At 56.4% G+C, this 14,079-nt stretch carries 14 protein-coding genes; 8 read left to right on the top strand and 6 right to left on the bottom strand.

All coding sequences use genetic code 11. The annotated features are described in order from the left end of the window. Positions 1-2: 2 nt before the first annotated feature. Genes D0C27_RS06735 through mpl form a run of 3 tightly spaced genes read right to left on the bottom strand, consistent with a single transcriptional unit; the run spans position 3 to position 3,914 of the window. A complete protein-coding gene (locus D0C27_RS06735) occupies positions 3-1,892 on the bottom strand; it encodes a ribonuclease catalytic domain-containing protein (RefSeq protein WP_022983598.1) in 1,890 nt (629 codons plus the stop codon). Between the two features lie 41 nt (positions 1,893-1,933). Further along, positions 1,934-2,521 (bottom strand): YqiA/YcfP family alpha/beta fold hydrolase, encoded by a 588-nt coding sequence (locus tag D0C27_RS06740; protein WP_026484405.1) that lies wholly within the window; start codon positions 2,519-2,521, stop codon positions 1,934-1,936. Between the two features lie 28 nt (positions 2,522-2,549). After that, the gene (mpl, locus tag D0C27_RS06745) at positions 2,550-3,914 is read right to left on the bottom strand and encodes a UDP-N-acetylmuramate:L-alanyl-gamma-D-glutamyl-meso-diaminopimelate ligase (RefSeq protein WP_137430657.1); all 1,365 of its coding nucleotides are present in this window, start codon (positions 3,912-3,914) and stop codon (positions 2,550-2,552) included. Positions 3,915-4,022: 108 nt separating this feature from the next. Between mpl and D0C27_RS06750 the strand changes: the two genes are divergently transcribed. The 8 genes from D0C27_RS06750 (at position 4,023) to D0C27_RS06785 (ending at position 10,797) form a co-directional block, all read left to right on the top strand. Then, positions 4,023-4,520 (top strand): TlpA family protein disulfide reductase, encoded by a 498-nt coding sequence (locus D0C27_RS06750; protein WP_137430658.1) that lies wholly within the window; start codon positions 4,023-4,025, stop codon positions 4,518-4,520. 161 nt (positions 4,521-4,681) lie between these two features. After that, a complete protein-coding gene (aroQ, locus tag D0C27_RS06755) occupies positions 4,682-5,116 on the top strand; it encodes a type II 3-dehydroquinate dehydratase (RefSeq protein WP_009460608.1) in 435 nt (144 codons plus the stop codon). 86 nt (positions 5,117-5,202) lie between these two features. Further along, the gene (gene accB / locus D0C27_RS06760) at positions 5,203-5,655 is read left to right on the top strand and encodes an acetyl-CoA carboxylase biotin carboxyl carrier protein (RefSeq protein WP_009460610.1); all 453 of its coding nucleotides are present in this window, start codon (positions 5,203-5,205) and stop codon (positions 5,653-5,655) included. 4 nt (positions 5,656-5,659) lie between these two features. Continuing rightward, the gene (gene accC, locus D0C27_RS06765; protein ID WP_009460612.1) at positions 5,660-7,009 is read left to right on the top strand and encodes an acetyl-CoA carboxylase biotin carboxylase subunit; all 1,350 of its coding nucleotides are present in this window, start codon (positions 5,660-5,662) and stop codon (positions 7,007-7,009) included. 96 nt (positions 7,010-7,105) lie between these two features. Beyond that, on the top strand, positions 7,106-8,026 hold the full coding sequence (prmA, locus tag D0C27_RS06770) for a 50S ribosomal protein L11 methyltransferase (protein ID WP_009460614.1): 921 nt from the start codon (positions 7,106-7,108) through the stop codon (positions 8,024-8,026). 24 nt (positions 8,027-8,050) lie between these two features. Then, positions 8,051-9,298: a zinc-ribbon and DUF3426 domain-containing protein gene (locus D0C27_RS06775; RefSeq protein WP_115634417.1), complete on the top strand. Its 1,248-nt coding sequence runs from the start codon at positions 8,051-8,053 to the stop codon at positions 9,296-9,298. An 8-nt stretch (positions 9,299-9,306) separates the two neighbouring features. Beyond that, positions 9,307-10,248, top strand: a complete 942-nt coding sequence (locus D0C27_RS06780; protein ID WP_088452118.1) for a carbohydrate kinase family protein — start codon at positions 9,307-9,309, stop codon at positions 10,246-10,248. 57 nt (positions 10,249-10,305) lie between these two features. Continuing rightward, the gene (locus D0C27_RS06785) at positions 10,306-10,797 is read left to right on the top strand and encodes a glycine zipper 2TM domain-containing protein (RefSeq protein ID WP_026484397.1); all 492 of its coding nucleotides are present in this window, start codon (positions 10,306-10,308) and stop codon (positions 10,795-10,797) included. 61 nt (positions 10,798-10,858) lie between these two features. On the opposite strand, the gene D0C27_RS19470 is transcribed toward D0C27_RS06785, so the two are convergent. The 3 genes from D0C27_RS19470 to D0C27_RS06800 form a co-directional block, all read right to left on the bottom strand. Then, the gene (locus tag D0C27_RS19470; RefSeq protein ID WP_137430659.1) at positions 10,859-12,094 is read right to left on the bottom strand and encodes a methylated-DNA--[protein]-cysteine S-methyltransferase; all 1,236 of its coding nucleotides are present in this window, start codon (positions 12,092-12,094) and stop codon (positions 10,859-10,861) included. A 136-nt stretch (positions 12,095-12,230) separates the two neighbouring features. Then, positions 12,231-12,794, bottom strand: coding sequence for a YggT family protein (locus D0C27_RS06795; protein ID WP_009460629.1), 564 nt, complete (start codon positions 12,792-12,794; stop codon positions 12,231-12,233). Positions 12,795-12,908: 114 nt separating this feature from the next. Beyond that, a complete protein-coding gene (locus tag D0C27_RS06800; protein ID WP_314881279.1) occupies positions 12,909-13,814 on the bottom strand; it encodes a histone H1-like repetitive region-containing protein in 906 nt (301 codons plus the stop codon). Positions 13,815-14,079 lie beyond the last annotated feature (265 nt).

A 14,079-nucleotide genomic window follows, 5' to 3' on the forward strand; every position in this document is an offset into this window, starting at 1 on the left:
CGTCAGTCAGCCGTGGCGACCGAGCGCAAACGGGCTTCCACCGTCAAAGCCAGTTCGTCGAAGGACAACAGATCCAGCGTGACTTCCTGACCACGTTCAAGTGCTGGCAGGCCGGGGACATGAAGAACCAGCGGCGCATTGCTCAGGCGCACCAGATCTTCCTTGATGAAGTTGGCCTGGACTTGCTTGATGTCGTTTTGTTGCAGCCAGCGCAGGCACCAGAAGCGCTCCAGAGACGACTGGTAGTCCGACCACTGGGTGTATTGCGATTCAAAGGCGCCAATAATGGCGTACAGATCCGCATCCTTGGGCTGGAAGGGGGCGGCCAGGCGTGCGGAGATGCCGTGCTCGGCCGCCGCCAGAATCTGGCCCTGATTGATCAGGTCCACATAACGGCGCAGAGGCGAGGTCGACCAGATGTATTGCGGCACACCAATGGATTCGTGCGGGCCGGGCGTGGTAGACATACGCGTACGCATGAACTGCTGGGAGCGGTAAATACCGGGCACATTGTGCTCGGCCAACAAACCGCCCCACAGCTGATTGGCCAGAATCATGTATTCAGCTACCAGCAGGCTTAGCGGCGCATTGCGCACGCGTGGCACCAGACGAATGATGGAGTTTGGATCGTCGTGCGGGCCATCCAGCTCGAAGCTGTATTCCACACGGTTATTGTTTTCCGGTTTGCCTCGCACGGCTTCACGCTGGGCTGACAGTTGGCGCGAGAAGTTCCATAGCGGACGCAGCCATTGTGCATAGGGCAGTTCGGCGTTTTCGTCGGCCAGAGCTTCTTCGCTGATGAGCGGGTCCAGCTCGTGCTGGCGCAGGTTGCCCGCCACGGTAATGCGTTCCAGACGAGTCTGATGCGACAGGATTTCACCAGTGCTGATGTCGGCGTCTACATACAGCGACAGGGTAGGACGAGTCTGCCCTTGATCCAGGGAGAAATGCGCGATCAGCTCGGGCGGCAGCATAGGGATCTTGTAGCCCGGTGTGTATACCGTTGCCATGCGATTGCGGGCAATCTGGTCGATCTCGTTGCCACGAGCCAAGGCCAGCGAAGGCACGGCAATGTGAACCCCGATACGCAGGCGGCCCGGTTCCGGATGCTGGACGGACAGGGCGTCGTCAATTTCAATCGTATTGGCGTCGTCCACCGAGTAGGCGGTGACATCGGCCTCGGGCAGGTCCTGCCCCCAATTTTGCAGGGCAATCTCCGGAAAGCCTGTCCCTTTGGGGAAGTGCGCGGCCAAAAAGCGATGTTGATGCAAAGTCAGTGGATTGGACCAGGCACCCAGCGACAGCAGCAGCTTTTCCGTGCTGACACCCAGTTCTTTCTGGGCCTGATCAAACGCTTTCCACTCCAGCGTGTTCTTGTCTGGCTGAGTCAGGAAGGTGCTGGCTTTCTCGGCAACTTCGGGCGGCAGTTCGCCCTTGATCATCTGTTCGGCCCAGGTCTGGATTTGCTCTTGCTGCAGGCGTTTCTTTTCAATGGCGGCCAGAGCGGCTTGCAAAATTTCTGGCGGAGCAGGGCGGTACAGCCCTTTACCACGACGGTGAAAGTAGGCGGGTGCGCTGTGCAGGGCAAAGATAGTGCCGGTTTTTTCGACAGCGCTGGGCGCGTGACCGAAATAATCCTGTGCCAGCGTGGACGCTTCAAACTCCTCCTGGGGGGCGCATTCCCATAAAAAATTGATATCCAGGGATTCGGCCAGCGCTTGGGCTTTTTCCAGCAGTTCTGCCGGGGCGGGCTGCTCGAAGGTAAATAGAACGCTGTTTTTCTTTATTTTGCTGCGTTTGCCAGACGCGGATTCCACCTGCATGGTGGTATCGCTGTCAGAAAATATTTTTTCTGCTTTGAAATTACCGCTGTCTTCAAAAAGGACGTACATGATTTTCCATCTGGATGGTGCTGGCCATCCGGTAAAGATAGTTAAGGTTGTTGCAGGGCAAAGCGCAAAATTTCGTCGATCCAGGGATCAAAGTCGGTCAGACCGTGATCTCCGCCTTCCAGAATGTGACCTTGGCTGCCTTTGTACCAGTCCGCCATCTCGCGCCAGTTCAGGACTTCATCACCTTTGGCGGCCAGCAGGTAAAAGCGCTGGGGATCGCTGGGACGTGGTACGTGAATGTCGTTAAGCTCATCCACATAGTCGGGCAGGAAGTGAAACGGGTCGGGCGAGTGATAACAGACATGCTCGCCCACCTGCGTAGCCAGATCGCGCCCTGCGTAGACCACCGGGTTAAGCAGCACGGCGCGGCTGTGATAGTGCTGCGCCAGGTGGCTGGCATAGTAACCGCCCAGCGAGGAGCCGATCACACACAATTGATCGGCGCTCATGCCTGCCTGCATTTCCGTGTCCACAATGCGCTTGCACATGGCAATGGCCTGGGCCGGGCTGGCGGGCAATTGCGGGCAGCGCCACAGGTGCAGCAAGCCTCTGTCCTGCATGGTTTGTTTCAGGCGCTGCGCTTTGTAGGACGAAGGCGAGGAACGAAAGCCGTGTAGATAGAGGATCATGGAGGCACCTGCTATATAGATAAGAGGGTCAGCGTGACAGTTGATCCAGCAGGCGCTGATGAATGCCGCCAAAGCTGCCGTTACTCATCACGACAATGGCATCGCCGGGCTGGCTGGCCTGAACAATGGCCTGAACCATTTTATCCAAATCATTCCACGCTGTGGCGCGATCCCCTAAAGGAGCCAGGACCTTGGCCGCATCCCAACCCAGCGCGTGCTTGCCCTGAGTCTCGCCGTAGCAAAAAACCAGGTCGGCATCTTCCAGCGAACCGGGCAGGCGGGCAGCCATGGCACCCAGCTTCATGGTGTTGGAGCGTGGCTCCAGCACGGCCAGAATTCGGGTGGCTTTACCTGTCTGGCTGCGCAAACCGGCTAGCGTAGTAGCAATGGCGGTAGGGTGATGGGCAAAATCGTCGTAGACGGTAATGTCATTGACCACGCCACGCACTTCCATGCGGCGCTTGATGCCGGCGAATTGGCTCAGTGCCGCGCAAGCCTGTTCAGGTTTGACGCCCACATGGTGGGCAGCGGCGATGGCGGCCAGAGCGTTCAGGCGATTGTGTTCGCCGGTCAGTGTCCATTGGACGATGCCTTGGGACTGGCCTTTGAACATCACGTCGAAAGAGGTGGCGCTGATTGCCTTGCTGTCCCAATCTCCGTCGGGGCCAAACTGTTCAACCGGCGTCCAGCATCCACGGGCCAGGGTTTCGTCCAGGCTGGGGGTGTGGGTGGGACGCAGAATCAGCCCGGTGGAGGGGATGGTACGCACCAGATGGTGAAATTGGGTCTGGATGGCGTGCAGATCAGGGAAGATATCAGCGTGATCGTATTCCAGATTGTTCAGGATGGCCGTGCGGGGGCGGTAGTGAACAAATTTGGAGCGCTTGTCGAAAAAGGCGGTGTCGTATTCGTCGGCCTCGATCACAAACAAGGATTGTTCTGGATTGAAGCGGGCCGACACACCCAGGCCGGGGGCCACGCCACCGATCAGGAAGTTGGGGGACAGCTGGGCCTGTTCCAGGATCCAGCCCAGCATGGAGCTGGTGGAGGTCTTGCCGTGCGTGCCGGCCACGGCCAGAACGTGCTGCTTGTGCAGAATGTTCTCGCCCAGCCATTGCGGGCCGGATGTATAAGGCAGACCCTGATTCAGAATGGCTTCCATCAGAGGATTACCGCGCGTCACCACGTTGCCCACTATATAGAGATCAGGGGACAGCCTGGTTTGCTCTGCGCCAAAGCCTTCAATAAGCTCAATGCCTTGTTCTTCCAGCTGCGTGCTCATGGGCGGGTAGACCCCGGCATCGCAACCGGTAACCGTATGGCCAGCCGAGCGGGCAATCAGGGCCAGACCACCCATGAATGTGCCGCAAATTCCTAGTATATGTATGTGCATGACAATCCTCCGGCCTGTATTCTAGACGACTGTTTGATCTGATGCGTGAGCTTTGGTGAGGGCCGGTGCTATCATCCCCAGATGATATTTTTTCAGGTGTGAGCCGGTATGCGTAGGCGTCTTTTTCTGCAGAAATCGCTAGTGTGTGCAAGTATTTTGGCCCTGCATCCCGCCCCTTGGGCCAGTTTGCTGCCTTCAGACCCCTTCCTGGCGCAAAGCTTCAAGGATCTTCAGGGCGAAGATCGCGCGCTCTCTACTTATATAGGCAAGCCCCTGGTGGTCAACTTCTGGGCGACCTGGTGTGCACCTTGCGTCAAGGAAATGCCGGACCTGCAGGAACTGCACAAACGCTACCCCGAGGTGAACTTTGTGGGTATTGCAGTGGACTCGCTGGATAACGTGAAAGAGTTTCTGGAACGCGTGTCGGTCAGTTACGACATTTTGCTGGCTGGTTCGGGTGGCTTGAAACAAATGCGCAGCGTGGGCAATAAAAAGGGCGGATTGCCCTTTACTGTCGTGTTTGGCAGCAATGGCCGGGTCAGCGAACGCATTTTGGGCCAGATAGATCCCGAAAAGTTGGACGAAGTTATTAAAGCTCAACGCTAACTGGCCGACTTTTTCGCTTAATTTCGTCAAATTGTCGGTCTGGTCCACCCCTGTTTCAAACGGGATGGGACCAATGCTAACTGTTTGTAAGCCAAGCAGGTTTATGGACAAATGACGTTATTTAGCGTAAAAAGGCGGTCTGTCTTGACGAAAAATCCGCTATGGCGAAACATGTCCTGGTCCTTAACGGGCCCAACCTCAACCTGCTGGGTACCCGAGAACCCGATGTCTACGGACATCAGACTCTCGACGATATCAACAGTGGTTTACAGGTGCTGGCCGACCAGCATGGCGCGCAGTGTCATTTTTTTCAAAGTAATCACGAAGGCGGGCTCGTCGATCGAATTCATCAAGCCCGTACCGAGGGCGTGGATTTCATCCTGATCAATGCTGGGGCCTACACCCATACCAGCGTGGCGATACGGGATGCGCTTGCCGGTGTCGGTATTCCGTTTATTGAAGTTCATCTGTCCAATGTTCACCGTCGTGAGCCGTTCCGTCACCACTCCTATCTCTCTGACATCGCTAGCGGTGTCATTGTTGGTTTGGGGGCCTACGGTTATGAAGCCGCGCTGCGGTTTGCTTTGAATAGTTAGGCGGTTCGTTTCGTTTTTTTGACCAATATTTTTTTAATGCCGTCCTGACCCAGTCAGTGGCTAGTGCGGCGTTGCGGGAAGTACGCATGGATCTTAGAAAACTCAAAACCCTGATCGATCTGGTAGCCGAGTCTGGCATTGCCGAACTGGAAATCACTGAAGGTGATGACAAGGTTCGCATTGTGAAATTTTCGCAAAGCTCGGCAGCTCCCGTGGTCTATGCTCCCGAGGCTCCTGTAGCCCAGGTGGTAGCCCCCGCCGCTGGCGCTCCTGCCGCAGCTCCCGCTGCACCCGCCGTTCCCGAAGGCCACGCCGTCAAGGCTCCTATGGTCGGCACGTTCTACCGTGCTCCTAGCCCAGGCGCTGCTCCTTTTGTGGAAGTGGGCCAGACGGTCAAGGAAGGCGAGCCTTTGTGCATTATCGAAGCCATGAAGCTGCTCAACGAGATCGAAGCCGACAAGTCCGGCGTGATCAAGGAAATTCTGGTTGAAAACGGCGGGCCGGTGGAATACGGTCAGACTCTGTTCGTCATCGGTTGATGATATGTTTGAAAAAATCCTAATCGCCAATCGGGGCGAAATTGCCTTGCGTATCCAGCGCGCTTGCCGCGAGATGGGTATCAAGACAGTCGTCGTTTATTCTGAAGCTGATCGTGGTGCCAAGTACGTGCGTCTGGCCGACGAGGCCGTGTGTATTGGTCCCGCCCAAGCCCGTGACAGCTACCTGAGCATGCCTGCCATTATCTCGGCAGCAGAAGTCACCGATGCGGAAGCCATTCACCCTGGCTACGGCTTTATGGCTGAAAACGCGGACTTCGCTGATCGTGTCGAAAAGAGCGGTTTTGTCTTTATCGGCCCACGTCCCGAGAACATCCGCACGATGGGCGATAAGGTCATGGCCAAAAAAGCCATGATCGAGGCCGGTGTGCCTGTGGTTCCCGGTTCGGATGGCGCCTTGCCCGACGATCCCGCAGAAATCGTGCGCATTGCCCGTGAAGTGGGCTACCCGGTCATCATCAAGGCCTCTGGCGGTGGTGGTGGTCGCGGTATGCGCGTGGTCTACACCGAAGCCGCTTTGCTGACGGCCGTTGCCACGACCAAAACCGAAGCCGCTGCTGCGTTCAATAATCCCGAGGTCTACATGGAAAAGTACCTCGAGAATCCACGCCATATCGAAATTCAGGTATTGGCTGATGGTGATCGCAATGCCGTCTGGCTGGGTGAGCGCGACTGCTCCATGCAGCGTCGTCACCAGAAAGTGATTGAAGAAGCACCGGCTCCAGGTATTCCACGTCGCCTGATCGAGCGTATCGGCGAGCGTTGTGCCGATGCCTGCCGTCGCATGCGTTACCGCGGTGCTGGTACGTTTGAATTCCTGTACGAAAACGGCGAGTTCTTCTTTATCGAGATGAACACCCGTATTCAGGTCGAACACACCATCACTGAAATGATCACCGGTATTGATCTGGTCCAGGAGCAGATCAAAGTGGCCGCAGGCGAGAAGTTCGTGCTGCGCCAGCGTGACATCGAGTTTGAAGGTCACTCGATCGAATGCCGTATCAACGCGGAAGATCCATTCAACTTCGTACCAAGCCCGGGCTTGATTACCAAGTGGCACACTCCCGGTGGCCCTGGCGTGCGTATCGACTCGCACGTGTTCACCGGCTACACCGTGCCGCCGTACTACGATTCCATGATTGCCAAGCTGATTACCTATGGTAAGACGCGCGAGCAAGCCATTGCCCGTATGGACATTGCCTTGTCCGAAATGGTGGTGGAAGGGATCAAAACGAACGTGGATCTGCACCGGGAATTGATGCAGGACGCCAGCTTCAAGGCAGGCGGCACCAGCATTCACTACCTGGAACAAAAGCTGGCCCAACGTAGCAAGTAAGGGCAGCAACAGGTCAGGCCACAGGCCTGACCTGACAAGAATGATGACTATGTAAAACAGGGGCGAGCCCCCTGTTTTGCTTTATGGAAACTATGTATGCGTGAACTCTTACTGAGCTGCCAGGAACACGAGGCCGAGCGCTTGTCCGATGCCTTGCTTGAGGCGGGCGCCTTGTCGGTGTCGGTGGAAGATGCCGATGGTGATACCGACCAGGAAAAGCCCCTGTTTGGCGAACCTGGTATCGAACCGGATGTGCTGGCCTGGGACCGAAATCGGGTGGTGGCCTTGCTGCCCGAGGAGCTGGAGCCTGAAGAGTTGCTGCAACCACTTTTTGAAGCCGGTGTGCTGGATCCTGCAAAGGCTCAGTGGAGCGTGCGCGAAGTGCCCGACGAGGATTGGGTTCGTTTGACGCAATCGCAGTTTGGTCCCATCCCGGTGGGCGATCGTATCCTGATTGTGCCCAGCTGGCACAAGGACGACGAGGACCTGCCAGTCGCCCAGGAAGGCGATGACGGCCTGGTGCGCATTGAATTGGACCCCGGCCTGGCCTTTGGTACCGGCAGTCACCCCACGACGCATTTGTGTCTGGATTGGCTGGCCCATCATGTGCAAGCGGGTCAGACCGTGCTGGACTATGGTTGTGGCTCCGGTATTTTGGCGATTGCCGCCCGCAAGCTGGGTGCTGGCCATACGGTTGGTGTGGACATTGACGAGCAGGCCGTGATTGCCACGCGCTACAATGCGCAAGTCAATCAGGTCGAGGTTGAAGGCTTGCTGCCCGATGCCATGCCCGCCGGGCAAACGGATCTGGTTGTCGCCAACATTCTGGCCAATCCCCTGCGTATGCTGGCTCCCATGCTGGCCAACCGTGTCAAACCGGGCGGGCATTTGATCCTGTCCGGTATTTACGATTGGCAGGCCGAGGAGATGATCGAGGTCTATTCCTCCTACTTGCCCATGTCGGTTTGGCAGGAGCGCGATGGCTGGGTGTGTTTGGCTGGTCAACGCCCGTTATAAGACGGCAGAACTTAAGGTGAGTTCATGGAGCTAAAGACTCGCTGCCCCCGTTGCGGGACATCGTTTGCAGCCAGTGTAGAAACGCTGCAACGCCGCCGGGGCTATATACGCTGCATTCAATGTGCGCATATCTTCGATGGCTTTGAAGAAGTCATTGATGAGCAAGCCCCTGAGCCTTCCTATCATTCCCCCGCCACGCCGGTTCAGATCGAGCCGCGCCTGGCGCCCGAGCCACCTGTTTCGCCACGGCAGGAACAGGTGCAGTCGGTGGACCTGCAAGCGCCCATTCCGGGGCCGCGATTTGTGGAGCACTCCCGTCACGCCCCGCCGCGTGATGAAGGCACGGCCCACGAGTCCTTGCAGGTACGCAAATTCCCCGACTCCATCCTGACACAAGCACCTGTCACTCCGGCCGCGCCTGCTGCTGTAGCTACCGAGCCTTTTGTCCGCCCGGCAGAGCCTGCGGTTGAGTCGGTAGAGCCGTCAGTCATTCGTGCCCGCTCCAGACACGAGCCTTTGCCGCAGGATGATCAGGACACCTCGTTTTTCGTATCGACCGGCTCTGTTTCTGAGCCAGATGGGGACCATCATATTGGTCAGGCATCGTGGTCGGCTGCCGAGCCTGAGTTCAGTGTGGGCGATCGTGCCAGTGCCTTGCGCGCCTCTTTCCCCTCGCGTCAGGCTGATGGTACGCATGATCGTGATGGCGAGGATTTTCAGCAGGACTGGGTCATTGACCCCAACCCAGCCTTGCAACGCGAAACACGTTATGAGGGCGAAGCCAGCTTTGGTCAGCGTGTGGGTTCGTTGATCTGGACCAGCTTGTGCGTTCTGGGTGTTGTTCTGTTCGTCGTGCAGCTGATGTACGTGTATCGCGTACAGATTGTCAGCCAGATACCCATGCTGCGTCCCGTGTTCGAGAGCGCGTGTCAGACCTTGTCGTGCAAGGTTCCCTACGAACGTCGTCTGGACCAGATTCGCGTGCAGGCTTCGGCCTTGCATAAAGCGCCGAATCAGCCCGGACAGTCCACCTTGGGCTTTACGCTGCGCAACGAGTTTGAACGGCCTCAGGAGTGGCCTACGCTGGTACTGGATTTGAAAGATTTTTCCGGAGCCTTGATCGCCCGGCGCAATATTACGCCCGATCAGTACCTGGCTTCCGAGCGACGTGAGCCTGCTTTTGCAGCGCGCAGTGAAATCATGGTGCGCCTGCCTTTGAATACCGGGCAGCTCCAAGTTAATGGCTACCAGATTAGCCCTTTTTTTCCTTAAGGTAATTTATGACCGAGCGAGTGCTGGTATGTGGTTCGATCGCGTTTGATACGATCGCGGTTTTCGAGGGGTACTTCAAAGATCACATCTTGCCCGACAGCATCAAAACCCTGAGCGTGTCCTTCTTTGTGCCCAGCTTGCGTAAAGAGTGGGGCGGTTGTGCGGGTAATATCTCCTACACCTTGAACATGCTGGGTGGTCAGCCTGTTCCTGTGGGGGCTGTTGGCAGCGACGGTGTGGATTATGTACAGCGTCTGCAGAACCTGGGTATTGATACCAGCATGGTGTGTGTGATGCCCGAGATGTTCACCCCTCAGTGCTTTATCACCACAGACCTGGCCGCCAGCCAGATCACCTCTTTCCACCCGGGCGCCATGATCAATTCTGCCCAGATCGATTTGTCTGGTCAGGAAGCGGCATGGGGCATTGTGGCTCCGGATTCCAAAGACGGCATGTTTGCTCATGCCCGTCACCTGCATGCGCAGGGTACGCCCTTTATTTTCGACCTGGGTCAGGCCATGCCTTTGTTCGCGGGTGAGGACCTGCTGGAGATGCTGGAACTGTGTCAAGTTCTTACGGCTAACGAATACGAAGCCGAAGTTATTGAGCAGCGCACCTCCAAGAGCATGGCCGAGATTGCCCAGGGCTTGCAAGCCGCTGTCGTGACGCGTGGAGAGCATGGCAGCACGCTTTATCACAATGGTCAGACTTACGAGATTGCCCCTGTGCCCGTGGAAAATGTGGTGGATCCCACCGGCTGTGGCGATGCTCATCGCGCTGGCTTGTTATATGGTCTTACAAAAGGCTGGAGCTGGCAGGAGGCTTGCAGCTTGGGTAACTTGATGGGCAGTATTAAAATTCAGGCGGATGGCCCGCAAAATCATGAATTTAAACGGTCAGATATCTCGGCCATGCTAAAACAGCACTATGGTATTGAGCGCAGTCTGTAAAAGAGCGCTCGATAGTTTTTTATGATTCGGCCAGCTACGTTTTTTGGAGTAAACCGTATGTACGTTTCTTTTTTCGATCGACCCAAAGTGCGTCTGCTGGTAGTGGCGAGTCTGGCAGCCCCCGTGTTTTTGCTGGCAGGTTGTGCCAATAAATCGGCATCCAGCTCGGTGTACAGCTACGGTCAGGCTCAGCGCGAACAGATCGTGCGTTTGGGTACCGTGGTGTCGGTACGCGCCGTCACTATTCAGGAAGACCAGAACTCGGGCGTGGGCACCGTGGGTGGCGCAGCCTTGGGTGGTGTCGCTGCCAGCAGCATTGGTGGTGGCCGCGGTAGCATCCTGGCCAGTATCGGTGGTGCGATTCTGGGCGGTCTGGTTGGTAATGCGGTTGAAAACCGCATGGGCAAGACCCAGGGTCTGGAAATCACGGTTCAACTGGATAATGGCGAAACCCGTGTGGTGGCCCAGGAAGCCGATGTACCTCTGTCCGCTGGTCAGCGTGTACGTATGCTTAGTGGTAATGGCCCAACTCGCGTGGTGCCCTTGTAATCAAAGCCTTAGTGCTTTGTGCATAAAGAACCCGGCCATTGGCCGGGTTTTTTAACGCCTGTCAGCGCTGAGCCTTTTGGGCGCGTTCGCGCTCCAGCAAGGTTTTCTTGCGCTCCAGGCCCCAACGATAGCCTGCCAGATCCCCGCTTTGCCGCACGACCCGATGGCAGGGGATGGCAATGGCCAAGGTGTTGGTGGCACAGGCTCGTGCCACGGCACGCGCGCCTTTGGGCATGCCCAGACGTTCGGCAATCTCGGTGTAGCTCAAGGTCTGGCCTGCTGGGATAAGGCGTAGAAACTCCCAGACACGTTGTTGAAAAGGGGTGCCCTGGATGTCCAGGGGTAGATCCAAACCCAGGGTTGGCTTTTCTACCATGGCAACGACCAGGGCCACTCGTTGATTGAATTGCGGATCGGCTTCGACCAGCTCAGCGGCCTTGAATTGCTCTTGCAGCTGTTCCAGCAAGACTTTGGCATTATCGCCCAGGGAAATCGCACAAATCCCGCGCTCGCTTTCGGCAACGAGCAATGCACCCAAGCTGCATTGGGCAATCGCAAAATAAAGACGGCTACTTGGAGTTTGTTGGCGAACGGTCTTGTCCTGCGAGCGCGGAGCGCGATGTAGCTCGTTCGAAGAAGGCGCCAATACTGGCACCTGTTTGGGCATGCGCCACAAGTACCAGGAAGCCACGCTGCGGTAGGGTGCCCAGGCTTGGCCAATTTCACGCAAGACACGGGCTGAGGGAGCCTTGTCCAGCTGCTTCAAATTGCGATAGCCCTCGCGCACCCCAAAGTCGTCCGCAGGCAGAATGTCTTCGTGCTCCAGCGTGTACATCATCATCATTTCCACCGTCCAGCGACCTATGCCGCGCAGCGTGGTCAACTGCTTGATCAGCTCTTCATCCGGCATTTGCAAAGCGGTGGCCTGGTCGGGAATGATGCCATCCAGGCGTGCCTGGGCCAGGCCCAGAATGCTATTGGCTTTGGCACCGGACAAGCCACAAGCGCGCAGGGTGTCATACGGAGTCGCCAGCACTTCCTCGGGCGTTGGGCAATGGCCGTGCGGATAGATATCAATCAGGCGTTGCAGGATGCGCTCAGCCGCACGGGTATGCAACTGCTGATACACAACAGAGCGGATCAGGGCTTCGTAAGGGTCGCGCTCGGGGCGTGGCTGATGGATGCAAGGGCCCACGTGGGCGACCAGCGCTTGCCAGTCGGGGCCCAGTGCGGCCAGGAATTGTTCGGCCTCGCGATAGCGGCTGGATGTGTCTGGTTTTGATGGAAGGCGAGTCATGGAAGTGGCCTGCTGATTGGTGGTGAGGCCAGTATAAGGTCCACTTTCGCACAAGACACCCTGATTCTTGCTCTTGAATTCAGCATAAAAAAACCTGGGCTATGCCCAGGTTTTCCATGTGTACAGTCCGCTGTGCTTAGATTGGTACCAGACTGAAAGCGGTGCGCGTGATGACCATATTGAGCACTTGAGTCAGCAGCAGGACGACCAGCGGCGACAAATCCAGACCACCCAGGTCAGGCAAGACGCGACGGATCGGGTCCAGCAAGGGGGCTGTAATGGAACGCAGCAAGGGCATGCTGGGCGATTGTGGCTGAATCCAGGATAGCAGCGCTTGCAGCAGGACCACCCAGAAGATCAGGCTCAAGGTCCAGCGCAGAACGGTGAAGACGGCTGCCAGCAAGAACATGGGGAAGTTCGAGAGCATGGACACCGATCCGGTCAGTACCATGGCGCTCAAAACCAGGTATACCAGGGCGCTAAGCCAGGCGGCGAACAAAGAGGTCCAGTCCCAATGGTTGCCGCTTTTAATGACACGGCGCAAAGGCATGACCAGCCAGTCCGTGACCTTGAACATAGCTTGCGAATAAGGGTTGAAGGGATGGATTCTGAGCGCATACACCCAGGCACGCAGTAGCAAAATCGTGCCCAGCAGCGACAGAACAATATGGATTAGGAAGAGGGCGACTTCACTGAACATAGTTGCTTGGTATGAATTGATGGGAGAGAGAATTGTCGCATGCAAGTGCTACAAACCAAAGAGCCACCCTGATCAGGGTGGCTCTTTGGGGAGAAACATAAAAGTAGCGTGTGCTTAAGGACGCTTGCCTGTCGGGAAGGGCCAGGAGCCAGCAGGATTGACATCTTCGCGGCGAGGTTCGGCAGGCGCTGCTGCTGTTTTGGTCGCTTTGCGAGCCGCTGTTTTATTGCCTGCTTTAGCGGTGGCGTTAGTCGTTGTGCTGGTCTTTGGGGTCTTGGTTTCTGCGGTCACGGATTTAACTTCTTTCTTCTTTGGAGCTACGGGTTTCTTGGCACTGGTAGCAGGACTGGCTTTTTTAGCCGCGGTCTTTACAACTGCTTTGGTGCCGGTTTTGGTGGCAGGTTTCGCTGCCGCTTTGCTGGGGGTGGCTTTTTTGGCCACGGGTTTGCTTGCCTTGGTGCTGGCCGGTTTTTTTGCGGCAGCGGTGGCAGCAGGTTTGGTGGTAGCGGGTTTGGCACTGGCCGTTTTGGGCGCAGCTGCTTTTTTAGCTACCGTTTTTTTGGCAACCACTTTCTTTGCCACCGTCTTCTTGGCTACCGCTTTTTTAGCGACGGCCTTTTTGGCAACGGCTTTCTTGGCTACCGCCTTTTTAGCGACTGTCTTTTTAACAGCTGCTTTTTTGGCTACGGTTTTAGCGGTGCTTGTCTTGGTCGCAGCGGCTTTAACAGCCGTGGTTTTTGCTGGAGTGGCTTTCTTTACCGCTGTTTTTTTCGCAGCCGTTTTCTTGGCAGATGCGCTGCTTGCAGACTTGGCAGGGGCTTTTACAGCAGCCTTGCTGGTCTTGGTAGCGGTGGTTTTAGCGGGGGACTTGGGGGCAGCGGTTTTGCTGCTGGGACTGGTCTTGGTAGCAGTAGCTTTTACGGGTGCTGCGGCTGCTTTTGCTGGCGTTGCTTTTTTGGGGCTAACGGCTTTTGTGCTTGCTGCTTTTGCTGCGCCTTTCTTGGCTGTTGCCATGATCATGCTCCTTGAGAACAAGTCTTTAGTTTGTCCACACCCATTTGACCTGGCCTGGAAAACTGCAATGGCCTTTTTCAAATGACGCAGGCGTTTAAGGTCGATACCTTATACGCTTAGAAGTCTAACGCAAGCCCCTACACAGTCAAGCATTAATCATGGCTTGGGGCTTATGGAATTAGGAATCGGTGTCTGCTGTCTCAAATAAGTTGCGTTCTGGACACGTGCAATCGGCCCATAGTCGCATCCAAGTCTCTGATTTTTGACGCAT

The sequence above is a fragment of the Alcaligenes faecalis genome (genome assembly GCF_005311025.1).
Classification (GTDB): Bacteria; Pseudomonadota; Gammaproteobacteria; order Burkholderiales; family Burkholderiaceae_B; genus Alcaligenes; species Alcaligenes phenolicus.